This window comes from Lysinibacillus sp. A1, assembly GCF_000801965.1.
In the GTDB taxonomy this organism is placed as follows: domain Bacteria; phylum Bacillota; class Bacilli; order Bacillales_A; family Planococcaceae; genus Lysinibacillus; species Lysinibacillus fusiformis.
Window position 1 is genome coordinate 97313 of sequence record NZ_JSZM01000004.1, and the last position, 25526, is coordinate 122838.

Genomic DNA, 25526 nt, shown 5'->3' on the forward strand with positions numbered 1-25526 from the left:
CGGTATGCAAACTGCATTTAGAATGGAAAATTTGGCTTCGGGTTATGAGCAGGTTCGAGTATTTGAAGGGTTAAATTTAACGATTGAAGAGGGCAAGGTCACAACAATTATCGGACCGAACGGCTGTGGTAAATCAACGCTTCTCAAAACGATAGGACGAATTTTAAAAAAACAACAGGGCACGGTATACTTGCAGGAGCAAAATATGCAAAATTTATCGACAAAGGATATTGCACAGAAGCTAGCAATATTATCACAGACACCCATCGCACCAGGGCAATTAAAAGTTGAGGAGCTAATTGCTTATGGCCGATATCCACATCGCAACAATGTCAATCGTTTAACAAATAAGGATGAAGAAATGATTGAGTGGGCGTTAACGGTCACCAATACGATGGAATATCGAAATCGAGAGCTGGCACAGCTTTCTGGGGGACAGCGTCAGCGTGTATGGCTTGCTATGGCATTGGCACAGGAAACAAATATATTGTTACTTGATGAGCCCACTACTTATTTAGATATGGCCCACCAGTTGGAAGTACTGGATATCGTGAAAAATTTAAATGAACAGCATCAATGTACAATCGTCATGGTTCTTCATGATATTAATCATGCTGCTAGGTATTCAGATCATCTTATCGCCATGCGAAAGGGTGTTATCATGCAAACTGGAACACCACAGGAAATTTTGATTGCAGAAGTGATGCGCCAAGTCTTTAACATTGATGCACGTATTATGGAAGATCCGGCAACGAATACACCTGTATGTTATGGCTATGACATATTGAAGGAGGAAAACAAATGAATCGAACAGAAATAGATTACTCAACACAGCAAATGACTTCAAAATGGGCAGACTATACGTATGAGATTAACGTCTATGTACCCAATGAGGAAGCGCCAACAGAAGGCTTTCCTGTCATCTATGTATTGGATGGTTCTTCTTATTTTTCTCTTGTTAAGGAAGCAGTTCGATTGCAAAGTCGTAATGCGCCAAAAACGGGTATTTTACCATCCATTGTTGTTGGTATCGGGCATGGTGAAGATATGCGTGAACGACGATTTTATGATTTTACGGCACCAGCAGAGACGTATATTTATCCCGCAAGATTTAAAGGTAAAGGGCATGAAAAGCTTGGTGGGGCAGTAAACTTTAGTCGATTCCTAGAAGAAGAACTAAAGCCAACGATTGAAGCCAACTATCCAGTAAATAAAGCACAGCAATCGATATTTGGTCATTCATTAGCGGGTTATTTTACACTTTGGCAATTATTTCACCATCAAACAAGCTTTCAACATTACCTGGCTATCAGTCCCTCCATCTGGTGGAATGAGCATGAATTAGTCCCATGTGCCTCAGTATTTTTAAATGAGCATCAGGCTATGAAGGAAACATTGTTTATTAGTGCTGGTGAACTGGAAACCTTTATGGTAGATGATGCACGACAAATGGCAACAATGCTTGAAAAAATAATGAAGGTTGATTTTTATGAAGCTTTAAACGAAAATCATGCATCTATTGTGCCCACTGTTATGAGTAGAGCCATACGTTTTGCTTTTAAAAATGAATAAATAATAGCCGCATTATCTACGGGTAATGCGTTTTTTTATTTTCAGGAAGTTTTGATTTATAAAATACTTGAATGAAACTCATAATAAAGGAAATTTGGTAAAACGTCTGGGATTAATGGAGGCGCTATATGCAAAAAAATAAAAATTTAATCAACCCAGTATTTATTATTTCTAGTGGAGCCATTTTACTTTTGGTCATTATTGGGGCAATAATACCGGAACAGTTTAAGAATGTAGCGAACAGCGTCTTTCATATGACGACGGATTTTTTTGGTTGGTTTTACTTAATGGCGGTCTTTATAATCGTGGTTTTTCTATTTGGCTTGGCGATTAGTAAATATGGCACTATTCGATTAGGAGCAGAAGAGGGTCGCCCAGAATTTAGCTTTCTCACATGGATATCTATGCTCTTTTCTGCAGGACTAGGCGTGGGACTAGTCTTTTGGGGAGTAGCTGAACCAATGAGTCATTATTTTTCACCACCTTTTAGTGATACAAAGCCTCTTACGACAGATTCAGCCCGACTGGCAATGGGCTATTCATTCTTTCATTGGGGAATCAGCCAATGGTCTGTGTATGCCATATTGGGACTAGTTATGGCATATGTGCAATTTAACAAAAAAAGAAATATGCTCATCTCAACCGCCTTAGAGCCTGTAACGGGGAAAAATCGAGTCGTGAAGGGCACGATTGATATTTTAGCGGTTATTGCCACAGTGATGGGGGTAGCTACTTCTATTGGCTTGGGCGTGCTCCAAACAAATGGAGGCTTAAGCTTTGTCTTTGGTTTACCTAATACATTTCTCTTACAAGTAGTCATTATTCTTATCATGTTTATTGGCTATATGTTATCTGCCACTACAGGCCTTCAAAAGGGAATGAAAATCTTAAGTAATGTCAATATGATGCTAGCGATTGTGTTACTGCTATTTGTTTTTATTACAGGTCCGACAGTATTTATAATGGAAACCTTTACACTAGCGATAGGCGATTATATTTCAAACTTTATTCAATATAGTTTAAGGATGCAACCGTATGTCGGAGGGACATGGGTAAAGGATTGGACTATCTTTTATTGGGCGTGGGCGATAGCTTGGTCACCCTTTGTTGGTTCTTTTATTGCTCGTGTATCAAAAGGTAGGACCATTCGAGAATTTATTGTTGGCGTATTAATCATTCCTCCTCTTATTGCTTGTTTTTGGATTGCTGTTTTTGGAGGTACTGCCTTGTGGTTCGATTTGCATCAAGAAGCTCAAATTGCACAAACCGTTCATAACGATGTAACAGTGGCGTTGTTTCAAATGTTAGAGCATTTGCCACTTTCAACGATAGCCTCTTTTATTGGGATTTTGCTTATAATTATCTTCTTAATTACGTCAGCCGATTCTGCTACTTTCATTATGGCCAGTATGACGACAAGGGGATCCTTAAACCCTACAGTACTGTCGAAGTTAGTTTGGGGTATATTGATGGCCTCTATTTCAGGTGTTTTATTGTATACGGGTGGGCTAGATGCATTACAAACGGCGTCGTTAATTGCCGCTTTACCATTTACGGTAATATTACTGTTGTTAATGATTTCTTATATTAAAATGATGAAGGATGAGATTATTCCGCTGAAGAAAAAAGACATTCAACGATTGAAGATAGCCAAAAAGCATCTTGAAAAAGAAGCAAAAGCTAAAGAAAAAAAATGAAGTCGTAAGCTGTATTATTCTTTCATGAGTAATACAGTTTTTTGTATGTGTGTACATTAAAATGTGTTGAAAATCATTTGTTTATGTGGCATCTTTAGGGGATTGAAGGATATGGAAATACAGAGCTACCAGTAGTAGGCTACCATAGAGATACTAAAACTATTCAGCCAATTTTAGTGGATAGATGGAGTATAGGCCTTGGCGGGCCCACAAATGGAGCGGATGCTCATAGCCCTTTAAGCGTAAAAATTCCTAGTCCAGGAGAATGGGCCATTTTCTTGTATACAAATGGTAAATACTTTGATACGTTGATTGATGATATTCAGAAATAAGAGTGACCTAAAACACTTTGGAAAAGTAAGAGGATAGAAACGGAGGAGAGCAAGTTGATCGATTTCGAATTACGATATCCAATTGGGGAGTTTCAATGTCCAACAGAAGTGACATCACAGCATGTAAAAGAATGGTTGAAAGATATTCGTTTATTACCACAGCAGCTTGAAGAAGCCTTAAGTGGAGCCAGTGAGCAGGAATTGGCAAAATCCTATCGTGAAAATGGCTGGACTGTAACACAGCTAATCCATCATATTGCTGATAGTCATATGAACAGTTATATCCGCTTTAAGCTAGCTTTAACAGAGGATGAACCAACTATTAAGCCATACAATGAGGCTGAATGGGCAATGCTACCAGATTCAGAAATGCCAATAGCGACCTCTCTTCAATTAATCGAAAGCTTACATGGACGTTGGGTTTACTTATTAACAAGCTTAACAGATGAACAATTACAAAGAGCGTTTAATCATCCTGATTCAGGGCTGACAACATTGGAACAGGCAATTGGTATATATGCTTGGCATGGCAAACATCATTTGACGCATATTCAGAATGCTTTAGCCTTAAATTTTATAATTAAAAAGTAGGCGATTTAATTAAAATCGCCTACTATAAATTAATTTTCAGTTTTTTGATTTTTGAAAAAATTTAACAGTAATTGTTAGCATAATTCACTTATACAATAGTAATTCCTGCACTTGCGTTACCAGCAAGAGTAACCAGAACAGTAGCTCCTGAAGTAGTCATGGAGAACACCATTAATAAACGATCACCAGTACTTACTGGTACTGAAACGTTTGCACTACCGCTTGCAATCGCACCAGCTAATAATGCTGCTAATGGTAAAGCTGGAGCTAAATCAACAAATGCTGCAGTAGGGCTGAAAACATTGCTTCCTTGAACTGCACGGTAAATTTGTGCTCTAACAGTAGCTGTTCCTGTTAGTGTTAAAGCGGCTGTTGCTGAAATTGTTGCAGCAATAGATGTAATTGTTCCTGGACGTGGAACAGTAAAAGCTTCTGTGGCAAGAGAACTTGTTAAATCAATATTAACGCCAGCAAGAGCTACACCTGGAACAGATGTACCAAATCCAACAAGGCTCACAGTACTAACTAACCCAGAAGCAAGAGATACTAATACAACAGGAATTGTTCCAGAAGAAAATGGGATAATGGAACCTGTAGCGGCTGGTGGAGTAATACACGCCGCATCAATACCGATAAATGGCCCAAGTGCTGTACACTGCCCATTACCATGACCATTACCAGAGCAACCACACATTGAATTATTCAAACACATTTTTACACCCCCTTTCTTCATTATTCTATTCATTTCAGATTAGGGGTTAAGGGCAAATATCTATTTCACTTATAAATTCAATGACTTCTTAAAGCCAGCTTTATTTGAAATATAAAGACATCCACTATGTAAGGAAATACATTGTGGATGTCTTATTATAGAGTGATAAATTTTAACTCCATCTTTTAAAGAAATCGAAAAAAGAGTTTTTTCCCTTCTTATTCTCTTCCTCCATCGGTGTGTTTACAGGAACAGGTTGATTATTTTCTTCTTCAAGGGACGAATGAACCTCATAGACGGCTTCAGAATTATACACTTCAACATACTCTTCGGTTTCCAATGAAGGAGTATGATGTGTGTCAGTAGGTTCTGCTACTGCTTCTGAAATGACTTGGCTAGGAGGCTCGTTAGCTATTGCTGTATTGTCTTGACTAACTGGCTCGCTAAGTATCCCTGAATGAACCGGTTCCAACGATTCTTTAGTTACTTCAGAAATCTCATGATTGTTACGTTCATTTTCCGTTTGCACAACCTCTATAGGATCATCTGATTTTTCGGTTCCAGCACTCGATTCATTAACAATAATTGTTGGTGAATGATCTTTCTCGATGTCTTCTTCACTTAAAGTGAGTTGTACAGCCGATGGATCATAAACACTTACTGGAACTTCCTTTGCATCCGTGGCATTTTTAAAATGGAAGGTGGATTCAACTGTCGTGTTTCGGAATAAACCATTGTATATATGGCTTGGATGCGTATTAATAGATTGGAAATACTGCTGATTAAAATGCCGCTCTTCATGTTTAGTTGCCTGTCGATCATTATGAGAAGAGGGAGTGCTATTATTATTGCCATTTTGTTGATGGTTTGTGGCTTTACCTGCCAAATTTTGTAGCAGTCTATAGGATGGTTGTGCTGTTATCGTAGTTTTGTCTGCTGTCTGTGTCATTCTAGGTTGTCTAGGTAAATGAGTAGCGGAAGTTTGAGAAGGTACTTTAATGGAGGGAGAAATGGTTGTAGTATCATTTCCTTCAACAGTTACTAATTTGTTTAAAACTGCTAAAATTTCTTGATTCATTTCTTCCATGGTTTGATTCAGAGACTCAATTTGTATGGATAGAAGCTTGATTTGATCATCATACCCTTTTATATATGAATTTTGTTTAGTATCCAATGTCTCTGTAATCCCCTCTAAATGAGCCATCTGTGTTTTCAGTCCATCAAACTCCTGCTTCATATAAAGGAAATCTTCAATTGACGAACCCATTTTTAATGAAGATAACGATTCTCTATAGGTTTCAATTTTTTGCCTTAAATTTTCAATTTCTTGAGTGGTATACAATTTTGACTCTTCCATTGTAGTTCACCCCTTTCAGTCCATTATTAGTTTATTAAAAATATTGACGTTCTGTTACAAATATACCGGTTCATTCAACATTTTAGTTCTTATTATAAAGAAAGAACTGTCTGTAAAAATGATTGCCGCTGATTTTTATAAATATCCAATGTAACTATTTATTAGCCCATGCACTTATAGCTGAAAAACATATGCTACAAACGAAAGATAAAAAACTTATGGAGGTGTCAAAAGGATGCAAGAACATATGCCATCCCAGGCGCAGGAACTGATTTGTATAAATGTTGATAAGGTATATGACTGGATTGTAAAGGAAATGTCATTTGATATTTCACCAACTGGAGCAATTACATTCCCAGGCGTAACAGCAGCTACTGACTTAACGGGTGCTATCGTTACATGTCGAGTAATTCCAGCAGCTACAAATCCAATTGTGATCCTAAACCGTGAGAATCGCCAATTCTCTATCGATGGATCAACTGTTTGTTTACAACATTTAAATATTCAAAAGAATTTCATTCTTACGATCATAGTTACATTACCAAATGGAACAATGTTCACAAGCACTGAAATTCCTGTTTCACGCTGTGAGCAAGTAACATTATGTGCACCTAAGGGTACAGATGTAGAAATTCTATATACAGATTTAGATTGCTTTGTTTGCACAACTGGATCACTTACTGTTGGAACAGGTACTGCAGCAGGTACAATCACATTCTCTGCGTTAACAATTACTGTTGCTGTTTGCCAAAGCATTCAATCTACATTCCCAGTTACTGTGGAATTCTTAGCAACTTTCTGCGAGCCAAGAGCAGATCTGCCATTCACATGTCCAACTGCGGTTCGTCCACAACAATGCCCAGTTATTTTCCCAACTGTTGGTTAGTAGTGCTAACAAATAGAGGAAAGTCATATCATGAAGAGAGGGTTATCCTCTCTTTTTTTTTATGAACAAGAATAAGGGGGCATTTAGTGATAACACGGATAGAAGACAAGATACAAGCGGTGAAAGAACAGACAAACACGTATGTTCAGGAAATTAAAAAATTGGTAGAAGAGCTACCGGTTCAAAATAAAATTAGTCTTATCAGTTATTTTACATCCTCGTTCAATATATCCTATGACTCTGAGCAAGAAAGTCTCTGTTTAGGATCCTACCATATTCGCAATATTGGGCAGACACCCGTGACCAATCCATATTTATGCATTAAATTACCGAAGGATTCTCCGTTTTATTTCTCAGGAAGGTATGTCCACGAAAATTTCACACCGACTTTAAAGACGCAGGGGCAAAGTAATTGGGAGCGTTTTAACGACAAATCGAGCAAAGAGGAATACTGGCTGAGACCAGTAGGGAAGTCCACCATCGAACCAAATGAAACGATTTCATTTACCAATTTTCAAATTAAATGGTCACATAATTTATCGTATTCTGGCACTATTATGGGTTTTACATATTGTGATCAGCTAACGGATGGTGTGGTTGTGTTAAACCCAATTAATCTCAATGGCGTTAGTCCAACCCAGGAGGTAAATAATGGTGGATAATGAAAAACAAGAGCTTAGTAGCGTAATTCAACAATTGCTGAAAGACCAACTTAACCGCCGTAATGTACAAGATAATAGTTTTGCCTTTCTTGAAAAAAACACATTACAACAATTAATTGCCTATCTTGTCTCTGGGGAAAAAAGTAAAAATTTTGAACAACATGATCATCCAGAATTACAAACAAAGTGGTTAAAACAACTGGATGAGGTGTTAGAAGACAGTAAAGCGCAGTTTGAAGAAGTTATTGAAATTCTAAAAAGTTTTTCAGGCTAGGAGGTGCAAGGATGGACAACGATATTGTCAAAAACAATGATCCTCTACAGCTCCAACAAATGATTATTTTTTTAAGAGCCGAATTAGCCAAATATAAAAATGAAGTGAAAAGGCTTAGGGATAGTGATTATTATGCATTAGTGCTTCGTCTTGAACGGGAGAATATACAATTAACAAGGCTCAGAAAGGATCTTTCGATGGAACTATTAAAGTTGAAGAGAGATTTTGATAAGGAATTGGAAGCATATGATGAAGAGATCCAAAAGCGAGAGCTCCAAAGAAAAAAACAAATTGCTTCGATAGAGTCCTTATTAAAGGAACTAAGAAAGCTGCGAGCAGAAAATAAGTTATTAAAGGACAACATTGATGTATCTATTGAAGAAACAAACTATAAGTCAATGATGGAGGAGTTAGATAAAAGATTAAAAGACTTTACCATTGTTACAGGTGGAAAAATGGAACATATCGTAGAGACGATAGAACAATCATATAGAAATAAAGTAGAGGCGGACAGTCTTTATGACCAATTAGTAAAAGAATTAGAAACGAAAAATCTAGAAATTGAAAAACTCACTAATGAGATAAAAGGCTATAAAAATCAATCTGATGCTAGTAGAGTAAAAATGAATGAGTCTATAAATATAGACGAGCAGATTGATTTTCGATTACGAATGCTTGATGAACTCGATCAAAAATTGAACGAGCTCGCATTCGAAATAAATAGAAAATAGATGGTATACAAACACTGTTTCAAAAGAGGTAAGCCTTCCTCTTTTGAAACAGTTTTTTTAGGGCAAGGATGCTTGGTCCAAGAAACATTCAAATGAATTAACTACTGCCTAAATTACTTTGTTTCACGATGTAAAGTAACCCGTTTTAAGCGAGGGGAATACTTTTTAAGCTCCAACCTCTCTGGATTAGTACGTTTATTTTTCGTCGTGATATAGTTTTTATCACCAGTTTCCGTGCAGGCTAGTGTTATTTGTACGCGCATAAATATGCCTCCTTTTAAATGGTAATCATTACGATTTAAACGATATATTTTAGGGTGTAAATTGTCAAGTTTATTTTTTAAAGTGATAAAAAGCTTTGCATTTTCAAAATATATATGTTTTAATTACAAATTGTAAATAGTAATGATTACGATTTAAGGGGTTGGAGTGAAAATAATGAAAATACCTGTGACTGTATTAAGTGGATATTTAGGGTCTGGTAAGACCACGATGATGAATCATGTATTGCAAAACGAAAAGGATTTACGTGTTGCTGTTATTGTGAATGATATGAGTGAAATTAATATTGATGCTGAGCTTATTGCAAATGGCAGCGGGATCTCACGAACAGAAGAGAAATTTGTGGAGTTATCCAATGGCTGTATTTGTTGTACATTGCGAGAAGATTTATTACAGGAGGTCGAACGTCTTGCGAAACTTGGCAATATTGATTATATATTGATTGAATCGACAGGTATTAGTGAGCCGATTCCAGTTGCACAAACATTTAGCTATTTAGATGAAGAGCTGGGCATAGATTTAACGAGATTTTGTCAATTGGATACGATGGTAACAGTCGTAGATGCGCATCGCTTTTGGCATGATTTTCAATCAGGAGAGAGTTTATTAGAGCGTAAGGAAGCAATTGGTGAGTTAGATGGACGGGATGTTGCAGACCTTCTTATTGATCAAATAGAATTTTGTGATGTCCTTGTATTAAATAAATGTGACTTAGTTTCAATAGAAGAAGTAGAACGGTTAGAGCGCATACTACGCGCACTACAGCCAGAAGCAAAAATAATCCGAACGGTTAATGGTGAAATTGATCCTGCTGAAATTTTAAATACAGGTCGTTTTGACTTCGAACGTGTCTCGGAATCAGCTGGCTGGTTAAAAGAATTAGAGCTTGGTCATGAAAACCATATGCCGGAGACGGAGGAGTACGGCATATCTTCATTCACCTATACAAATAGAAGGCCATTCCATCCAATGCGTTTTGTCGAGTGGTGTGACCAAATGCCACCATCAATTGTGCGAGCAAAGGGGATTGTTTGGAGTGCAAAGCATCAAGACATCGCATTATTGCTATCACAGGCAGGTTCATCTGCAAAAATTGAACCTGTTTCTTATTGGGTAGCGGCATTACCAAAAGCTCAGCAGGAAGATGTTTTCCAACAAAGTCCGGAGGTGTTGGAAGATTGGGATAGCGAGTTTGGAGATCGCATGACACAGCTTGTTATTATTGGTATAGACTTAGATAGAGAGCGTATTATTAAACAGTTGGACAGCTGTTTATTAACAGAAGAAGAGTTTCGTAACCCTTGGGAACGACTACAAGATCCGTTTAACTGGGAATGGCATTCATAAAAAGAAAGAAGATTTCGGCTATGATTCCGAAATCTTCTTTTCAAACACACGATTATAATTAGTAGCATCTCGTAATGCCTTTTCTTCTATCGGAATTCGTACAGAAAGCATTGTAATATTTAATAGTGTAAAACAAAACGCCGTGAAATATGCCTGAAACATAAGAGGTAGAAGGAGAATTTCTAAACAAACGACAGCATAATTAGGATGGCGCATAATTTCATAGGGACCTTTACGCACGACTTGTGCATGAGGTAGAATGAGAATTTTTGTATTCCAAAATGGGCCTAAAGAACGGATACACCATATACGCAATGCCTGAACGGCTACAAATAAAATAAAAAATAATGGGAATAAGGGCGATATACCATTGTGATTTGTTACTACTTCAACAATTAGAAACAAGAAGAAACTAATATGCATAGTGACCATATAAGGGTAGTGAGAGTTACCAACCTCATAGGCTCCCTGAGCAATCATCCATTTCTCATTTCGTTTAGCAATGACAACCTCTGTCAATCTTTGTAGAATGACAAGCGTTACAATTAGATAGAAGATCATGCTACTCCCTCCAGTTTAGTAATACAGCTTCTGCACAAAAACCAGGGCCAAGAGCGACGAGTAAACCTGTATCCTCCACTTGTCCTTCATGTAACATAAATTGTTCTAACACATATAACACGGTTGGCGATGACATATTACCATGCTGACGTAATATTTCCCGAGAAATGTCGGTTTTTTGAGAAGAAAGATAAAGCGTGTCCTCATAGGCTTTTAATACTTTTTTTCCTCCAGGATGTGCAATGAAATGAGTAAGCTGTTCACTATAAATTCCTTGTTCCTGTAAAAATTGTTCAATATATGGTCCAAGCCAACTAGTAATAATAGCCGGAATGCTTTTTTGGAAAATGACATGAAGACCATTATTTTTAACGTCCCATCCCATTACATTTTCTGAATCTGGCATCCATTTAGAGCCTGTTGCCAGAATTGCTGGTGATGTTTTTTTTGTATCAATCATGATTTCATCACCACATACGAGAATACAGGCGGCACCGTCAGCAAAAAGTGAAGCACCGATTAAATTACTTTTAGAAAAATCATTTGGCTGAAAAGTGAGGCTACATAGTTCTACACAAACAACAAGCACTTTTGCATGAGGGTGTGCTTTACAAAAATCATAGGCTCTGCTAACACCTGCTGCTCCTCCTGCACAGCCTAATCCCCATAGCGGAATACGTTTCAATTGATCGGAAAAAGAAAGCTTGTTCATCACACGTGCATCAATGCTAGGTGTTGAAATTCCCGTACTGCTTACAAATATGATGGCGTCGATTTCTTCAGGAGAAATAGGTGAATATAAAAAGGCTTCATTTTGTAAGCATGCCTGAATAACGTTCACGCTGTATTGTGTGGCTAGTTCAATATATAGATCATTACGCTCCTCAAAGGAGTGATTTGTACGATGCCACTCAGGTGGAACACAAAAATGACGCGTTTCAATTCCACCATTATCGAAAACCTTTAAATAGCGCTCTAGTTTTGGGATTTTTTCATAGAAAAGTTCCTTTGTTAGCTCCTCCGCATTTGATTGCTGTAATGTGTAAGGTGGTTGATGTGTGCTAATAGAAATGATTTTAGGCAATTCAACATCTCCTCGCATTTATTGGTCTTGTACATTCTATGCGTTGAGGAAGGAGATACATGCTAATAATATTTTATTTGACAATTACCCAAATTTTATATATATTGGTAACAACTAAATGGAAAGTAGGTGATGTGACATGTTGAATAAATCTATTTTTAGCGAACTGCAATTCGGTTTGTTTCATTTCACACGCCTAAAATATACAAAGCGACGTCGTGCATAGCTCGAGGTATTTGTATATCCTTTAAACGTGCGTGTGAAACCTTGTAACTGCCGAATTGCGCAGATACAAGGTTTTTTATCGTGGTTCAAATTTGCTGAATCAAGATAATCGCTTCTGGCGGAAGTCTGCACAGAAGCTTCATGGAAACGTACCTTTAGGAGGAAATTAATTTGAATTTAACAACATTAGGTTTTACAAAATATTTTGAAGAGCAAATATTAGAAATGAAGAAACAGTCTAAATTTAAAAATTGTGTGCCTGCGAGGGTTACTTTAGAGCATAAGCATTCCTATCGAGTGTTAGCTCAGGAAGGGGAATGGCTTGCAACAATCGCTGGTCATTATGCCTATACATCTTTAGCTCGTGAAGACTTTCCGGCAGTGGGCGATTGGGTGCTGGTAGAGAAAATGCCTGGTGAGGAACGAGCTATTATTCATCAATTATTCCAACGAAAATCTGTCTTTTCGCGCAAAGTTGCTGGTTTGGAAATCCAGGAACAGATTGTTGCATCGAATGTGGATATTGTGTTACTTGTCATGAGCCTGAATGCTGATTTTAATATTCGCCGTTTGGAACGATATTTAGTAGCTGCCTGGGATTCAGGTGCAAAGCCTATTATTGTTCTAACAAAGGCAGATTTATGCGATGATGCACCAAGCTTAGTGAAAGAAGCTGAGTCAGTAGCTTTTGGAGTAGATATTTTCGTAACGAGTGCCATTTCGGGAGAAGGCTTAACGGAAATTCAGGCCCTTTTTACAGAAGGGGTCACTGGAGCGTTATTGGGCTCCTCCGGTGCAGGAAAATCTACATTAACGAATGCTTTATGTGGGGAGATGTTGATGAAGGTATCAGACATTCGTGAAGACGATGCTAAGGGACGTCATACAACAACTCACAGAGAGTTAGTAATGTTACCTTCTGGTGGCTGTTTAATCGATACACCGGGAATGCGTGAGCTACAATTATGGAATCAAGGTGATAGTTTATCATCTAGCTTTCAAGATGTTGAGGAATTAGCAAAAGCTTGCCGTTATCGTGATTGTACCCATCAAAAAGAGCCGTATTGTGCAGTACAGCAAGCTATTGCTGATGGTGAACTTGATCAAAATCGTTTACACAGCTATTTTAAGCTACAAAGGGAATTGGCTTATATGGAACGTAAAACAAATGTGCAAGCAAAGCTCGAGGAGCAACGTAAGTGGAAGCAAATTTCTAAAGGCGTTAAAAAGGGAAAAAAATAAGAGGAGCACACATACACATATGACCATACAAAGCATAAATCATCTACTATTTTCAGTTTCTAATCTAGAGCAATCTATTGCATTTTATGAAAATGTTTTCGATGCTAAGTTACTTGTAAAGGGAAACAGCACAGCCTATTTTGATGTAAATGGGCTGTGGCTTGCCCTCAATGTTGAAAAAAATATACCGCGTAATGATATTCAATATTCCTATACACATATCGCTTTCACGATCTCGGAGGATGAATTCGATAAAATGTATGATAAATTAGTACAATTGAAGGTTCATATTTTAGACGGCCGACAAAGAGATGAAAGAGATAAAAAATCAATTTATTTTACCGATCCTGATGGACATAAGTTTGAATTTCATACGGGGACTTTACAAGATCGTTTAGATTATTATATGAAAGAAAAGTTACATATGGAGTTTTTTAACCATTGATCAAGGAGTGATTTTATGACGAAAGCATTTATTTTTGATATGGATGGCACTTTATTTCAAACAAATCTTATTTTAGAACCTGCGCTGGATGCTACATTTGATGTGTTGCGTACAAAGGGCTTATGGCAGGGAGAAACACCCATTGAAAAATACCGTGAAATTATGGGCGTTCCTCTACCGGTTGTATGGGAGACCTTATGTCCAATGCATTCCGTAGACATACGTGAGGAGAGCAATGTGCTCTTTCATATAAAGCTGACGGAGCAAATCCGTAGTCGTAAAGGTGCGCTTTATCCACATGCTGAGCAAACTCTTGCCACATTGTCAAAGAGCTATCCGTTATACATAGCGAGTAATGGACAGGTTGACTATTTACAGGCAATTGTTGAAACCTATCAATTAGAGCAATTTATAAAGGGGACTTACAGCATTCAATCCATTGCAAGCGGGCATAAATCAGACTTAGTAAAAAAAGTAATGCAAGACAATGGAATTCAGGACGGTGCGGTAGTTGGAGATCGTTCATCCGATATTCAAGCTGCCCGCGATAATGAGTTACTTTCAATAGGTGTTCGATTTGACTTTGCTCAGGACCATGAATTGCAACAGGCACATATTGTGATAGATGATTTAACGGAGTTATTAAACATAGAGATAGGCTCATCATGATAAATCCCCTAACAGGAGCGTTTTTGAAAAAATGGGAGCAATTTAACGACAATTATTGCATTTCATCGTAATAAAGCGTAGAATAGTGCCAATCCTATAGATAAAGCATTGAAAAGGAAAAGTAAATAGGAATAGCATTTTGTAGAGAGCCTCTGTTGGTGGAAATGAGGTAAATGAATCCTTTTGAAAATGACCTTTGAGCTTCGTACCGAAAGCTTATAGCAAGTAGATTACGACGAGATGGGCACTCGTTACAACAGCGGCAGTATCTCATATTAAAAAAAGACGTACTGAATAAGGCAAATAGTGTGAGCTATTTGTAAATATAGGTGGTAACACGGGTAGACTCGTCCTAATCAGATTTGATTAGGGCGATTTTTTTTACCATTTTTTATGTGAGGGGAGCAATTTAGAATGACTATTGTTATTGGAGGCGCTTGGCCGTATGCAAATGGCTCTTTGCATTTAGGACATGTAGCCGCATTATTACCAGGTGATATTTTGGCTAGATATTACCGTCAAAAAGGTGAACAAGTATTATACGTATCGGGTAGTGACTGTAATGGTACACCCATTTCTATTCGTGCAGCTCAGGAAAACACAACAACCGAGACGATTGCTAATCATTATCATGAAGAATTTACAACATGTTTTAATGAGCTAGGATTTACTTATGATTTATACACAAGAACAGACGCAGAGCACCATCATGAATCCGTTAAGGGCTTATTTTTACAGCTACTTGCCAACAATTTTTTATATAAAAAGAAAATTGAACAGGCTTACTGTGAGACAGATCAGCAATTTTTACCGGATCGATTTGTAGAGGGCGTATGCCCAAATTGTGGTGCAAAGGCGAGAGGAGACCAATGTGATAACTGCTCAGCAATTTTAGACCCACTAGATTTAATCGATAAGAGCTGTAAAATATGTGGGAATGAGCCAGTCATTCGAGAGACAGAACATTTTTATTTTACCTTTAGTCAATTTCAAGGGAAATTAGAGACATTTTTATCCGAGGCAAAGGCAGAAAAACGTTGGAGGGACAATGCATTAGGATTGACAGAGCGCTACTTAGCAGAGGGCGTCCCTGACCGAGCAGTAACGAGAGATTTGCCAAATGGAATAGATGTTCCAGTGCCTGGCTTTGAAGGTAAGAAAATATATGTGTGGATTGAAGCAGTTGCAGGTTATTTAACAGCTAGCCTAGAATGGGCGAAGCAACATCATATAGCGATTGAAGATTTGTGGAATGAAGAAACCATTTCGTATTATGTCCATGGAAAGGATAATATCCCATTTCACACAGTTATTTGGCCAGCTATTTTGATGGGGCTAGGTGCGAAAGCTTTGCCGACACATATCGTATCCAATGAATATTTAACATTAGAAAAACGCAAATTATCAACGAGTCAAAATTGGGCCGTATGGGTTCCTTATATTTTAAGTCGTTATGATGCGGACTCTATTCGCTATTTCTTAACGACTAATGCACCGGAAAATCGCGATACTGATTTTTCATGGCGAGAATTTATTTACAGCCATAATGGTGAATTACTTGGTGCCTATGGTAATTTTGTGAATCGAACATTGAAATTTATAGAGAAATCCTTTGCTAATCAAGTACCTCAGGCGGAAGTGGATAGTATTATTCGCAAACAAACTATTCAGCTATTTAACGAAGTGGGTATTCTTATTGAAGGTGGTCATTTCAAGCAAGCATTAGAGTCCATTTTTGAGTATATTCGTGGCGCTAATCGTTATTTCGACGAACAACAGCCATGGGTACAAGTAAAAGAAAATGTGGAGGCGGGCAATCGCACACTCGCAACCTGCGTCTATATCATTGCCAATCTCGGACAATTACTACATCCATTCCTACCGTTTTCAGCAGAGAAAGTAAGGAATATGCTAGGTATAGATGAAATGATGTGGCATGAGCAAGTGGAATTACCTGAAACCATAAAAGAAGTAACACCTTTGTTTGAACGACTGGATATCGAACTAATAGAAGAAGAATATGAAAAGTTAGTAAGAGATAGTCGCTAGCAGTGAAAAAGCAGTATGGCTAATAGGCCATACTGCTTCTCTTGTTTTAATTCATGACAGGTGTTAATTTGGCCACTACAATGCTATTGATGGCATTAATATAGGCTAGGGCACTGGCTTTTAGAATGTCAGTATCTGCAGCTTTTGCCATATACTTTTCACCTTCATGCTCAATCGTGATTTTTACCTTTCCTAGCGCCTCTTTGCCGTGCGAAACACTATTGATATTATATTCCACTAGTTTTACATCCATGCTTGTAACTTCTGCAATGGCTGAATAGAGAGCATCAATTGGACCTGAGCCAACTGCGCTGGCCTTCAATACTTCATTACCTTTGCGTACTTTAACGCTCGCAGAAGGGAAGCTTGTATTGCTGACGACTTGTAGATCTTCAATATCAAAGAATTGGTCGCTATAATGAGTTGCATTCTTGTGAGAAGCATCATGTTTTTCATAATAGCTTTCAACGATTACGTATAAATCATGATCGTATACTTCCTTTTTGGCATCCGCTAGCTTTAAGAAGCCTTCAAAGATTCCCTCGAATTCATCTGTAGAAAGATTTGAAAACCCTAATTTTTCAAGAGCATTTTTTACGGCATGTCGACCAGAACGCGCTGTTAGTACTAGCTCCATATCATCAAGACCAACGTCTTCAGGATGCACAATTTCATAGGCATCACGAGATTTTAGTAATCCGTCCTGATGGATACCTGATGAATGGGCGAATGCATTATCTCCCGTAATAGCTTTATTTACTTGAACATCTAAGCCCATAAAGCTAGAAACAAGTCGTGATGTATTCATAATTTCTTTTGTGTTAATTCGTGTATCAGCATTGTAGACAGAGCTACGCGTTTTTAGTGCCATAACGACTTCTTCTAGTGCCGCATTACCTGCGCGTTCACCGATACCATTAATTGTACATTCTACTTTATCGGCACCATTTTTTATCGCTGCAAGCGTATTAGCTGTTGCCATTCCAAGGTCATTGTGGCAATGAACGCTAAGAAGAACGCTATCGTCTAAATTTTTCATACGGTTGTTTAATTTAAAGATCATTTCACCGAACTCTTCTGGTTCTGCAAAGCCGACTGTATCAGGAACGTTAATCATAGTAGCACCAGCTCGCATAACAGCTTCAATCGTTTTCCAAAGATACTCAAAGTCTGAACGAGACGCATCCTCAGTAGAATATTGAACTTGTGGCAATAGAGTTTTTGCATACTTTACAGCATCTACACCAATTTGCAGAATTTGATCTTTGGATTTACTGAATTTTTTCTCCACATGTATATCGGATGTCCCAAGAACCATGTGAATCATTGGATTTTCAGCGTATTTCACAGCATTATAAACGGCATCAATATCTGCCTTTACTGCACGTGCTAATGCTGTAATCATAATATCACTAGTAGTACCGACCTTCTCAGCTACAGCTTTGACAGCATCAAAATCCCCCTGTGATGAAGCGGGGAATCCAGCTTCGATAATATCGACACCTAATTTTTTCAGTTGCTGTGCTATTTCTACTTTTTCATATAAATTTAGCTTGGCACCTGGCACCTGTTCACCATCACGTAATGTTGTATCAAATACCCAAATTTTTCTCCCCATTTTTTAACACTCCTCTTGTAGTTATCAGTATTTAAAATCTACACGTAGGCCAATGATTCATAAAAAAATAAAAAAACCCATCTCTATTTAAAAATAGAGACGAGTTTATGCTCGCGGTACCACTCTAATTGACCTTCTCTATACAGAAAAAGTCCCCTTATCGACAGCTATCACTGTCTATCCTGTTAACGGGGGAAACCGACATCCCTTACTAGACTATTCAGGGAGTAGCTCATGGACGAGTTCAAAATGTGTGTCTACCGATTTTCACCAACCATCGGCTCTCTACAAGTACATCACCATTTTTACTATTTCCAATCTTGGCCTGCAATGTGTTGTTGAAAGCAATATTACTTGGATATTAATAGCCTGTCAATAATTTTCTAAAAATTTTTAAAATTATGTCTAAAGTAATGTTTGTTATAGTAAGTATTTGATAGTTATGAAATGAATAAACGTCCACTAAAAATAGTCATTTCTGTGAGATAATAAAAATTGCAAATGAACGTAGGAGAGGTAGGAAAAACTATGAAATTTGTCTTTGATTTAGACGGTACAATTTGCTTTAAAGGGAAGCCTTTAAGTGTGGGTATTATCAATGCGCTAGAGGCATGTAGACAAAGTGGGCATGAAGTTATTTTTGCCTCCGCTAGACCAATCCGTGATCTATTACCGGTATTGCCTGAGATGATGCGAGAATATCCAATGGTGGGCGGAAACGGAGCATTCGTCGCTTGTAATGGAGTAACGGAGGAGGTTACAGCATTTGAGACGGAGGTAGTAGGGGAACTTCGGCAGATTATTACAGCATTTCAATTACCGTATCTCGTAGATAGCCGATGGGATTATGCGTATACAGGCAGTGAAGCTCATCCCATTTATCAAAATCTAGATCCGCTAAAAATAGCTAAAAAAGTAGCGTTGCAAGATCTTCATGATATTGTAAAAGTTGTTTTATTTCCGGGGGAGAATAGAGACACATTGTTATTTGAGCTACAACAGCTTGCTGTTACTCTCTATGAACATGCATCAGAAAATATTATAGATATAAGCCCTAATGGAATTGATAAGTGGGATGGCTTAACTAAATTAGGTGTCATCGAGGGGGAGTATATAGCATTTGGAAATGATGCGAATGATGCCTCGATGTTTTTGAAGGCAAAGGAAAGTGTTTGTGTAGGGAATCATCAGGTTGGTGAGATGGCTACTTTGCAAGTTCCTAGTGAGGAAGCAGCCATTATAGAAATGCTTTATCATTTAAGCGATAAATATAAGTGAGTAAAGGCCTATACATATAAAGAAAAAAACTGCTCGTTTCCTAGAGGGAATCCGAGCAGTTTTCTTTATTCTAATTTAAAGCGAGAGACTTCTGTTTGAAGCTCCTCAGCCATATTTGAAAGTGTTGCCGCGGAAGCAGCGACTTCCTCGATTGTTGCTAACTGCTCCTCAGAGGCAGAAGCGACATTTTGCAAATTACTAGAAGACATTTGAGCGATTGTTGCTATTTCATCGAAGGAAGCATAAATTTGTTCTGCACTGGATGACATTTCTTCTGAAACTGTTGTAGCTTCTTGAATTTGCATGGACACTTGTTCAATAAGCTCCATAATTTTAGAGAAGCCTTCTTCAGCTACCTGTACAACCTGCATACCAATTTGTACTTCTTGTGTACCGGTATCCATCACCGTCACAGCACGGTTTGTATCCTGTTGAATTTCTGCAATCAACGTAGCAATTTGCTCTGCTGATTTTTTGGATTGCTCTGCTAACTTTTTCACCTCGTCTGCCACGACAGCAAAGCCTCGCCCATGATCACCTGCACGAGCAGCCTCGATAGCGGCATTGAGCGCTAGTAAATTTGTCTGCTCTGCAATATCTGTAATAATGCCAATAATGTTACCAATTTCTATAGAATGCCCGTCTAAATTTTTCACAACGCTTGCAGATTCTAATACAGCAGTATTAATGGTAGTCATTTGCGAGATCACTCGATGTAATGATTCATTGCCCTTTTGAGCCTCTGAATTCGTTTCCATTGCTAGTTCAGAAACTGCCGCCGTAGTAGATGCTAATTGCTGTATGCCCTTTGTCATATTCTTCATCGCTTCGGAGCTTTCTGTAGCATTTTTACCTTGAGCCTCAGAGCCACTAGCCACTTCCTGAATCGAAGAAGTGATCTGCTCTGTCGCTTGGATGGTTTGCTCAGCACTTGCTGTTAATTCAGCAGCAGAGCCACTAACTTGTACAGTGTTGTGACGTACATTTGTAATTAAATCTTTTAAATTAACGGCCATTTGATTAAATGCTTGGGCTAAATCACCCACTTCATCACGATTCTTGATACGAATCTGTTCAGCCGTTAAGTCACCTTCTGCTATTTTTTTAGCTGCTTTAGCCATGCCGTTAATTGGACGAGACATTAGACTACCAACAACCATTGCAATTATCAGACTTATGACAACAGCAAACACCCCAAGCAGTATCATTTGGAACTTAATATCTTGAATTTGTTTAGATGTAGCGGCAATTTTTCCTTCAATATACTCATTTTGATAATCGGAAAGGTTTTCAACACGTTCGTCAAATTGTTTAATAATTAGACGCCCTTGTGTACTATCAAGCTTTTCGTACTTTTCCGTTTCACCTGAAGCCTTTAACTCGAACATACGGTCCGCAAACTGTTGAACATTTTGCTCACTTTTATTAATAGCCTCTAGAAATTGGATGGATTTTTCCGTCGTCAAAGATGACATTAGCTCTTCAGATTTTTGTTTAAATTCTGTTCGAGAGTCTTGATTGCTTTGAAGATTTTGTTTATCTCCAAGTAGTAAATAGCCACGTAAACTAACTATCTCTTGTTTGGCAATAACGCGTAATTCTTGAATAGCGATAGATTTAGTTGTTTGCTCCTCCAATAATGTACGATAAGTTTTGTTCACAGAATCAAGCTGCTTTATATTTAGGCCGATAGTAGCAACTAGAACTAAAATAACTATAAAAAAACCGAGTAATAATTTCTTGTAGATAGTAAATCGCATAGATGAAATTTCCTTTCTCAGTATTTAGTAGAAATGTTACAAATTAATGAAATATGTATATATATCATTTATATCAGAAAATATGAATTTTACAAAGTATTATGAGTATTTTTACTGTACTAAATAGTTTAAAGGTGGCAGAAACTCGTGAATGAAGTGATAAAAAAAGGATTTTTACTGCTAAAATATGCTAGGAATAAAGCGATAGTTAATGGTAGTGACTAAATATTAAGCCAATATTCATAAATTTTGAAACTTATAGAGTAGTCGAAGCGTAAATTACGTAAGAAGATGAACTGAGGTGGTATGAAGTGTATAGACCCATTTTAAAAATCCCTAAAACGAGGTCTGAAAAGGTTTGGAATTATATTGGCGTTATCATATTCCTATTATCTATCTTTTATATTGCAGTGATGTGGGGGAAATTGCCTGAAGAAATTCCTGTTCATTTTAATGGTATGGGTGAGGTTGATCGATGGGGTTCAAAAATTGAGCTCATTATTCTTCCATTTATAGGTGTGTTTCTATGGATAATAATGAATCTTTTAGAGAAAGCCCCACATATGCATAACTTTCCAGCACGTTTGAATGAACAGAATGTAGAAGCATTTTATTTAAACAGCAGAAAAATGTTAAACGCAGTAAAAAATTTCTGTCTTATTTTATTCGCATGTATATCATTCCAGATGGTCCGCATTGCGCTAGGAGAGACCGCCTCCATAGGATGGTGGTTCTTGCCAATTGTCATAATCGGGATCTTTATTCCGATTATTAAAGGCATAATCGTTACTCGCAAAATAAAATAAAGCTGAACCGTAAACGCTTGAGATATGTTCAAGCGTTTATTTTTGTTCCCAAGCTCTCATTTATTCAGTATACTATCAAAACTAAGATTCAAATGTATGAGCCATTTTTTAGTGGCTAAAAATGAGTGGGAGAAGAGGTGTTTAAATGATGCAAAAGAAATTAAAACTAGAGGATGATGTATCCATTGCCATCCATAACCAGCCACTTGATTCGACATTAGATGGAGTGTTTCATTGTGGAGAGGCACCGTATGACCGCATTATTTCTTTTGCGTTTTCCATAGATGCCATGGTAACGTATTTACAAAAAGTGTTAAAAGATAATAGTCTAGTGGAGCAGGGCTATTTATTTTTTGTTTATCCTAAAAAGGGTAATAAAAAATATGAACAGTTTATTCATCGAGATGAGATTTTTCCAGCGATCCATGTGGACGAGGAAAAGTATATTGATGGTAGTGATTTAAAGTTTTCTAGCTTGATGTCATTAGATGAAACATTTTCAATCTTAAGTATTAAGAGAGATGGTAAAGGAAGAGGTAAGAAAAAAACAGCCAATAGTCAATGTGTGAGTGACTATGAGAATATGATCCCTCCATTACGGGACTTACTCTCCGAAAATCAGGATGACTTAGTCTTTTATGATGGACTCACTCCGGGATATCAAAGGGATTGGGCACGTTATATCTATAGTGTAAAAAAGTTAGAAACACAAGAAGCGCGTTTACAAGAGATGCGTCAAATTATTCGACTAGGTTATAAAACAAAGGAATTGTATCGCAAGGCACAAATTAATAAGTGAAGTAGGGAAAATAACGACAAAGTGAGGCTAGGTATGAAGAGCATATATATGGAGCAAGTAGAGGAAAAATGGCGAGATGCCTTTAGTAAGCTTGTAGATGTTTTAGAAGCTAATTTGCCAGTGGGTTTTGAACAAACTATGCAATATGACATGGTTAGCTATGTAGTGCCATTAGAAATATATCCAAGTGGCTATCATGTGACGCCAAATATGCCATTACCTTTTATTAGTCTTGCAGCGCAAAAACGTCATATTGCGCTCTACCATATGGGTATATATGCAGACCAAGCATTACTTTCTTGGTTTCAGGAGGAATATGCGAGGCGAGTACCAACAAAATTAAATATGGGGAAAAGTTGTATACGTTTTACAAGTACGAAGCATATTCCCTTTGATTTAATTAGTGAACTTGTTGCAAAAATGACACCAGCAGAGTGGATTTCACATTATGAGGGAGCGAAAAATAGATGAAAAGCGCGACAACTTTCTTAATGTTTCAAGGACAAGCGCATGAAGCAATTGAACAATATCAGCAATGGTTTACAGATTTAGAAGTTATACAGATAGAATATATGGAAAATTCTAAGCAGGTAGCGATGGCCACCCTACAATTAAATGGGTTAAAACTAATGGTGAATGATAGTGTTATTCAACATAGCTTTTCGTTTACGCCATCAACGTCTATCTTTCTAGAATGTGAATCTGAGGAAGAAATAAAGAATTTAGTAAATCAAATAGTGGAAAGTGGGCAGGCGTTAATGCCACTTGATCATTATGGGTTTTCAAAGAAATTTGCGTGGATTCAGGATCGCTTTGGCGTCTCCTGGCAACTAACGTATAGTTGAGAATAGAATACGACAATAGAATGTTAGTAAAAGGGGAATAGAAGATGACGGTAACTTTAGTGAAACATGATATCAAATATGCTGAGGCCATGCATGAGTTGTCTTCTATGCCACAGGTTCGAGATGCACTAGGGCTACCTGTTGGTAAAGTAGAAGATACTATTCATTTTATCAAACGTGAATGCATCGATGAAGAAGAAGGGAAGACCGTTCCTCGTGTTGTTTTAAATGAGGAGGGACAGCTAATCGGTGTGACAGCATTGATGTTTATAGACCAACATAAAAACAGTTGTCATATCGGTTCGTGGCTCGGGCATCCATTTTGGGGAAAAGGTTATAATCTTGAGGCTAAAACAGCTATTTTAGATATCGCCTTTTTTGAGCTTGGATTAAAGCGAGTTTTTGCTGGAGCAAGGAAGGTGAATATACGTTCACAAAAGGCACAGGAAAAGCTGAGCTTTATTCAACTAGGGGTGGAAGGAGATTATCCAGAAGAGCATTCATGGTTAGAAGCGAAAGAGAAACAACCATGTGTATTAAATGTTTTTGAACGTGAGGATTTTGTACGATATCGAACAGCTCTAAAAAAAGTAAATGGTAGTCGAGAGCCCTTTTTACCACAGCTTTTACTGGCAGATGAGAGTGAAGAGGCTATTCGAAAATACCTCGATGAGGGTACCTTATTTGAAGTGAAGTGTGGAGAACAGCTTGCGGGGGTGGCATTATTAATCCCTCAATCTCAAACAACCATTGAATTAAAAAATATTGCGATTGTGCCAAAATTCCAGGGGAAAGGGCTTGGTAAAGAGGTATTGCAACAGCTTACGGCAATTTGCGAGAAGGAAGGCTATCAAACGCTTTTAGTTGGAACAGCAAATTCAAGTATTGATAATATAGCCTTTTATCAAAAGGCAGGTTTTCGCATGGAGACCATTGAAAAGGATTTCTTTCGCGACTATCCAGAGCCAATATATGAAAACGGCATTCGTGCATTAGATATGATTTTCTTTACTAAGCAATTGTTGTAGATGTTTTTTCATAAAGAAATACCCGTCCAACAAACGTTGAGCGGGTATTTTTATTTACCTAACAAGAGGGCCATTAATTTCTCCTTTGAATGTAAGAAGTCATCTAATGTGTAGCGATCTAGTACAGTTAGGTAGGCCTGTAAAGCTTCATATAGGACACCTTTTAGCTGACATTCCGGAGCTATTTTACATAAATTATTCTCTTTATCGAAACATTCTACTAAATGAAAATCCTCTTCTGTATGACGAACAATCTCACCAATGGTGATAGTTTTTGGATCGATGGCTAAGCGAATACCGCCACCTCTTCCGCGAATTGTTTCGATATAGCCTAACAATCCAAGTTGGTGCGTCACTTTCATTAAATGGTTTTTCGATATATTATAAGCCTCTGAAATCTCTTGAATAGTTGATAATTGGCCATCCTCTTTCGCACCTAAGTAAATAAGTGTACGAAGAGAATAGTCTGTGTATAAAGTTAAGCGCATAAGAACACCCTACTTTCTATAATTCAAAGTAATTATAGCATTTTTACAATGAAGTATAATATTTTGAAACCACTTTTAAAGATGTATTTAAAATACATTAATTATGTCCATTTTGTTAAAGATGTATTTTACATATTGCTTTAAGAAAATGAAAGCGTTATATTGTAATCACGAAAGGATGGTAAG

27 protein-coding genes and 2 other annotated features are annotated in these 25526 nt (G+C 37.6%); of the genes, 19 read left to right on the top strand and 8 right to left on the bottom strand.

Annotation, left to right across the window (positions count from 1 at the left end; translation table 11 throughout):
* Nucleotides 1–4 precede the first annotated feature (4 nt).
* The 4 genes from PI85_RS02470 (at nucleotide 5) to PI85_RS02485 (ending at nucleotide 4192) form a co-directional block, all read left to right on the top strand.
* On the top strand, nucleotides 5–805 hold the full coding sequence (locus tag PI85_RS02470; protein ID WP_036121328.1) for an ABC transporter ATP-binding protein: 801 nt from the start codon (nucleotides 5–7) through the stop codon (nucleotides 803–805).
* Nucleotides 802–1572 carry an alpha/beta hydrolase gene (locus PI85_RS02475; protein ID WP_036121327.1) on the top strand — a complete coding sequence of 257 codons (771 nt, stop codon included), beginning with the start codon at nucleotides 802–804 and terminating at the stop codon, nucleotides 1570–1572. Before PI85_RS02470 ends, PI85_RS02475 begins: the two co-directional genes overlap by 4 nt.
* 128 nt (nucleotides 1573–1700) lie before the next feature.
* A complete protein-coding gene (locus PI85_RS02480; protein WP_036121325.1) occupies nucleotides 1701–3269 on the top strand; it encodes a BCCT family transporter in 1569 nt (522 codons plus the stop codon).
* Between the two features lie 389 nt (nucleotides 3270–3658).
* Nucleotides 3659–4192, top strand: coding sequence for a YfiT family bacillithiol transferase (locus PI85_RS02485; RefSeq protein ID WP_036127414.1), 534 nt, complete (start codon nucleotides 3659–3661; stop codon nucleotides 4190–4192).
* Between the two features lie 88 nt (nucleotides 4193–4280).
* On the opposite strand, the gene PI85_RS02490 is transcribed toward PI85_RS02485, so the two are convergent.
* Both PI85_RS02490 and PI85_RS02495 read right to left on the bottom strand, forming a co-directional pair.
* Nucleotides 4281–4904: an exosporium glycoprotein BclB-related protein gene (locus tag PI85_RS02490; RefSeq protein WP_036121323.1), complete on the bottom strand. Its 624-nt coding sequence runs from the start codon at nucleotides 4902–4904 to the stop codon at nucleotides 4281–4283.
* Between the two features lie 172 nt (nucleotides 4905–5076).
* The gene (locus PI85_RS02495; RefSeq protein ID WP_036121322.1) at nucleotides 5077–6261 is read right to left on the bottom strand and encodes a hypothetical protein; all 1185 of its coding nucleotides are present in this window, start codon (nucleotides 6259–6261) and stop codon (nucleotides 5077–5079) included.
* A 235-nt stretch (nucleotides 6262–6496) separates the two neighbouring features.
* Here PI85_RS02495 and PI85_RS02500 point away from each other — a divergent pair, with 235 nt between their 5' ends.
* From PI85_RS02500 to PI85_RS02515, 4 genes are all read left to right on the top strand, one after another.
* A complete protein-coding gene (locus PI85_RS02500) occupies nucleotides 6497–7147 on the top strand; it encodes a hypothetical protein (protein WP_025113655.1) in 651 nt (216 codons plus the stop codon).
* An 86-nt stretch (nucleotides 7148–7233) separates the two neighbouring features.
* Nucleotides 7234–7809 (top strand): hypothetical protein, encoded by a 576-nt coding sequence (locus tag PI85_RS02505; protein ID WP_036121317.1) that lies wholly within the window; start codon nucleotides 7234–7236, stop codon nucleotides 7807–7809.
* Nucleotides 7799–8083: a hypothetical protein gene (locus PI85_RS02510; protein ID WP_036121314.1), complete on the top strand. Its 285-nt coding sequence runs from the start codon at nucleotides 7799–7801 to the stop codon at nucleotides 8081–8083. The genes PI85_RS02505 and PI85_RS02510 overlap by 11 nt, the downstream gene beginning before the upstream one ends.
* An 11-nt stretch (nucleotides 8084–8094) precedes the next feature.
* Complete coding sequence (locus PI85_RS02515) at nucleotides 8095–8814, top strand: hypothetical protein (protein WP_036121311.1); 720 nt, start codon at nucleotides 8095–8097, stop codon at nucleotides 8812–8814.
* 113 nt (nucleotides 8815–8927) lie between these two features.
* Here the strand turns inward: PI85_RS02515 and rpmG are convergent, their stop codons facing one another.
* A complete protein-coding gene (gene rpmG, locus PI85_RS02520) occupies nucleotides 8928–9077 on the bottom strand; it encodes a 50S ribosomal protein L33 (RefSeq protein WP_008175287.1) in 150 nt (49 codons plus the stop codon).
* A gap of 172 nt (nucleotides 9078–9249) precedes the next feature.
* Between rpmG and PI85_RS02525 the strand changes: the two genes are divergently transcribed.
* Nucleotides 9250–10443, top strand: a complete 1194-nt coding sequence (locus PI85_RS02525; RefSeq protein ID WP_191967634.1) for a GTP-binding protein — start codon at nucleotides 9250–9252, stop codon at nucleotides 10441–10443.
* An 18-nt stretch (nucleotides 10444–10461) separates the two neighbouring features.
* Here PI85_RS02525 and PI85_RS02530 read toward each other — a convergent pair whose 3' ends face one another.
* Together PI85_RS02530 and PI85_RS02535 are read right to left on the bottom strand one after the other, a co-directional pair.
* Entirely contained in the window at nucleotides 10462–11004 is a 543-nt protein-coding gene (locus PI85_RS02530) for an isoprenylcysteine carboxyl methyltransferase family protein (RefSeq protein ID WP_036121306.1), read from the bottom strand.
* A 1-nt stretch (nucleotide 11005) separates the two neighbouring features.
* On the bottom strand, nucleotides 11006–12088 hold the full coding sequence (locus PI85_RS02535) for a type III polyketide synthase (RefSeq protein WP_036121303.1): 1083 nt from the start codon (nucleotides 12086–12088) through the stop codon (nucleotides 11006–11008).
* Between the two features lie 396 nt (nucleotides 12089–12484).
* Between PI85_RS02535 and rsgA the strand changes: the two genes are divergently transcribed.
* From rsgA to metG, 4 genes are all read left to right on the top strand, one after another.
* Nucleotides 12485–13555, top strand: coding sequence for a ribosome small subunit-dependent GTPase A (gene rsgA / locus PI85_RS02540; protein WP_036121300.1), 1071 nt, complete (start codon nucleotides 12485–12487; stop codon nucleotides 13553–13555).
* A 19-nt stretch (nucleotides 13556–13574) separates the two neighbouring features.
* Nucleotides 13575–14000 (top strand): FosM family fosfomycin resistance protein, encoded by a 426-nt coding sequence (fosM, locus tag PI85_RS02545; protein ID WP_036121297.1) that lies wholly within the window; start codon nucleotides 13575–13577, stop codon nucleotides 13998–14000.
* A gap of 15 nt (nucleotides 14001–14015) precedes the next feature.
* Nucleotides 14016–14669, top strand: coding sequence for an HAD-IA family hydrolase (locus tag PI85_RS02550; RefSeq protein WP_036121295.1), 654 nt, complete (start codon nucleotides 14016–14018; stop codon nucleotides 14667–14669).
* A 99-nt stretch (nucleotides 14670–14768) separates the two neighbouring features.
* Nucleotides 14769–15027 (top strand) — a binding site (T-box leader).
* A 56-nt stretch (nucleotides 15028–15083) separates the two neighbouring features.
* The gene (gene metG / locus PI85_RS02555; protein WP_036121293.1) at nucleotides 15084–16718 is read left to right on the top strand and encodes a methionine--tRNA ligase; all 1635 of its coding nucleotides are present in this window, start codon (nucleotides 15084–15086) and stop codon (nucleotides 16716–16718) included.
* A gap of 46 nt (nucleotides 16719–16764) precedes the next feature.
* Here metG and PI85_RS02560 read toward each other — a convergent pair whose 3' ends face one another.
* Entirely contained in the window at nucleotides 16765–18336 is a 1572-nt protein-coding gene (locus tag PI85_RS02560) for a 2-isopropylmalate synthase (protein ID WP_036121291.1), read from the bottom strand.
* Nucleotides 18337–18428: 92 nt separating this feature from the next.
* Nucleotides 18429–18667, bottom strand: a binding site (T-box leader).
* A gap of 197 nt (nucleotides 18668–18864) precedes the next feature.
* Between PI85_RS02560 and PI85_RS02565 the strand changes: the two genes are divergently transcribed.
* Nucleotides 18865–19614 (top strand): HAD-IIB family hydrolase, encoded by a 750-nt coding sequence (locus tag PI85_RS02565; protein ID WP_036121288.1) that lies wholly within the window; start codon nucleotides 18865–18867, stop codon nucleotides 19612–19614.
* 65 nt (nucleotides 19615–19679) lie between these two features.
* Here PI85_RS02565 and PI85_RS02570 read toward each other — a convergent pair whose 3' ends face one another.
* Nucleotides 19680–21374, bottom strand: coding sequence for a methyl-accepting chemotaxis protein (locus PI85_RS02570; RefSeq protein WP_036147988.1), 1695 nt, complete (start codon nucleotides 21372–21374; stop codon nucleotides 19680–19682).
* 311 nt (nucleotides 21375–21685) lie between these two features.
* Here PI85_RS02570 and PI85_RS02575 point away from each other — a divergent pair, with 311 nt between their 5' ends.
* From PI85_RS02575 to PI85_RS02595, 5 genes are all read left to right on the top strand, one after another.
* Entirely contained in the window at nucleotides 21686–22180 is a 495-nt protein-coding gene (locus PI85_RS02575; RefSeq protein WP_036121282.1) for a DUF1648 domain-containing protein, read from the top strand.
* 145 nt (nucleotides 22181–22325) lie between these two features.
* Nucleotides 22326–22979, top strand: coding sequence for a YdeI/OmpD-associated family protein (locus tag PI85_RS02580; RefSeq protein ID WP_052323433.1), 654 nt, complete (start codon nucleotides 22326–22328; stop codon nucleotides 22977–22979).
* A gap of 33 nt (nucleotides 22980–23012) precedes the next feature.
* A complete protein-coding gene (locus tag PI85_RS02585; RefSeq protein ID WP_036121279.1) occupies nucleotides 23013–23450 on the top strand; it encodes a DUF1801 domain-containing protein in 438 nt (145 codons plus the stop codon).
* Nucleotides 23447–23824, top strand: coding sequence for a VOC family protein (locus tag PI85_RS02590; protein WP_036121276.1), 378 nt, complete (start codon nucleotides 23447–23449; stop codon nucleotides 23822–23824). The genes PI85_RS02585 and PI85_RS02590 overlap by 4 nt, the downstream gene beginning before the upstream one ends.
* Before the next feature lie 44 nt (nucleotides 23825–23868).
* Complete coding sequence (locus PI85_RS02595) at nucleotides 23869–24852, top strand: GNAT family N-acetyltransferase (protein ID WP_036121273.1); 984 nt, start codon at nucleotides 23869–23871, stop codon at nucleotides 24850–24852.
* Between the two features lie 50 nt (nucleotides 24853–24902).
* Here the strand turns inward: PI85_RS02595 and PI85_RS02600 are convergent, their stop codons facing one another.
* A complete protein-coding gene (locus tag PI85_RS02600) occupies nucleotides 24903–25340 on the bottom strand; it encodes an Rrf2 family transcriptional regulator (protein WP_025113674.1) in 438 nt (145 codons plus the stop codon).
* Between the last annotated feature and the right edge of the window lie 186 nt (nucleotides 25341–25526).

What these genes read in the sequence shown, in the direction of transcription:
- PI85_RS02595 (WP_036121273.1), top strand. Translation starts at nt 23,869, where the DNA reads ATGACGGTAACTTTAGTGAAACATGATATCAAATATGCTGAGGCCATG.
- PI85_RS02550 (WP_036121295.1), top strand. Translation starts at nt 14,016, where the DNA reads ATGACGAAAGCATTTATTTTTGATATGGATGGCACTTTATTTCAAACA.
- metG (WP_036121293.1), top strand. Translation starts at nt 15,084, where the DNA reads ATGACTATTGTTATTGGAGGCGCTTGGCCGTATGCAAATGGCTCTTTG.
- PI85_RS02570 (WP_036147988.1), bottom strand. Translation starts at nt 21,374, where the DNA reads ATGCGATTTACTATCTACAAGAAATTATTACTCGGTTTTTTTATAGTT.
- PI85_RS02510 (WP_036121314.1), top strand. Translation starts at nt 7,799, where the DNA reads ATGGTGGATAATGAAAAACAAGAGCTTAGTAGCGTAATTCAACAATTG.
- PI85_RS02490 (WP_036121323.1), bottom strand. Translation starts at nt 4,904, where the DNA reads ATGTGTTTGAATAATTCAATGTGTGGTTGCTCTGGTAATGGTCATGGT.
- fosM (WP_036121297.1), top strand. Translation starts at nt 13,575, where the DNA reads ATGACCATACAAAGCATAAATCATCTACTATTTTCAGTTTCTAATCTA.
- PI85_RS02565 (WP_036121288.1), top strand. Translation starts at nt 18,865, where the DNA reads ATGAAATTTGTCTTTGATTTAGACGGTACAATTTGCTTTAAAGGGAAG.
- PI85_RS02600 (WP_025113674.1), bottom strand. Translation starts at nt 25,340, where the DNA reads ATGCGCTTAACTTTATACACAGACTATTCTCTTCGTACACTTATTTAC.
- PI85_RS02475 (WP_036121327.1), top strand. Translation starts at nt 802, where the DNA reads ATGAATCGAACAGAAATAGATTACTCAACACAGCAAATGACTTCAAAA.
- PI85_RS02515 (WP_036121311.1), top strand. Translation starts at nt 8,095, where the DNA reads ATGGACAACGATATTGTCAAAAACAATGATCCTCTACAGCTCCAACAA.
- PI85_RS02500 (WP_025113655.1), top strand. Translation starts at nt 6,497, where the DNA reads ATGCAAGAACATATGCCATCCCAGGCGCAGGAACTGATTTGTATAAAT.
- PI85_RS02470 (WP_036121328.1), top strand. Translation starts at nt 5, where the DNA reads ATGCAAACTGCATTTAGAATGGAAAATTTGGCTTCGGGTTATGAGCAG.
- PI85_RS02585 (WP_036121279.1), top strand. Translation starts at nt 23,013, where the DNA reads ATGAAGAGCATATATATGGAGCAAGTAGAGGAAAAATGGCGAGATGCC.
- PI85_RS02560 (WP_036121291.1), bottom strand. Translation starts at nt 18,336, where the DNA reads ATGGGGAGAAAAATTTGGGTATTTGATACAACATTACGTGATGGTGAA.
- rpmG (WP_008175287.1), bottom strand. Translation starts at nt 9,077, where the DNA reads ATGCGCGTACAAATAACACTAGCCTGCACGGAAACTGGTGATAAAAAC.
- PI85_RS02590 (WP_036121276.1), top strand. Translation starts at nt 23,447, where the DNA reads ATGAAAAGCGCGACAACTTTCTTAATGTTTCAAGGACAAGCGCATGAA.
- PI85_RS02495 (WP_036121322.1), bottom strand. Translation starts at nt 6,261, where the DNA reads ATGGAAGAGTCAAAATTGTATACCACTCAAGAAATTGAAAATTTAAGG.
- PI85_RS02530 (WP_036121306.1), bottom strand. Translation starts at nt 11,004, where the DNA reads ATGATCTTCTATCTAATTGTAACGCTTGTCATTCTACAAAGATTGACA.
- PI85_RS02480 (WP_036121325.1), top strand. Translation starts at nt 1,701, where the DNA reads ATGCAAAAAAATAAAAATTTAATCAACCCAGTATTTATTATTTCTAGT.
- PI85_RS02580 (WP_052323433.1), top strand. Translation starts at nt 22,326, where the DNA reads ATGATGCAAAAGAAATTAAAACTAGAGGATGATGTATCCATTGCCATC.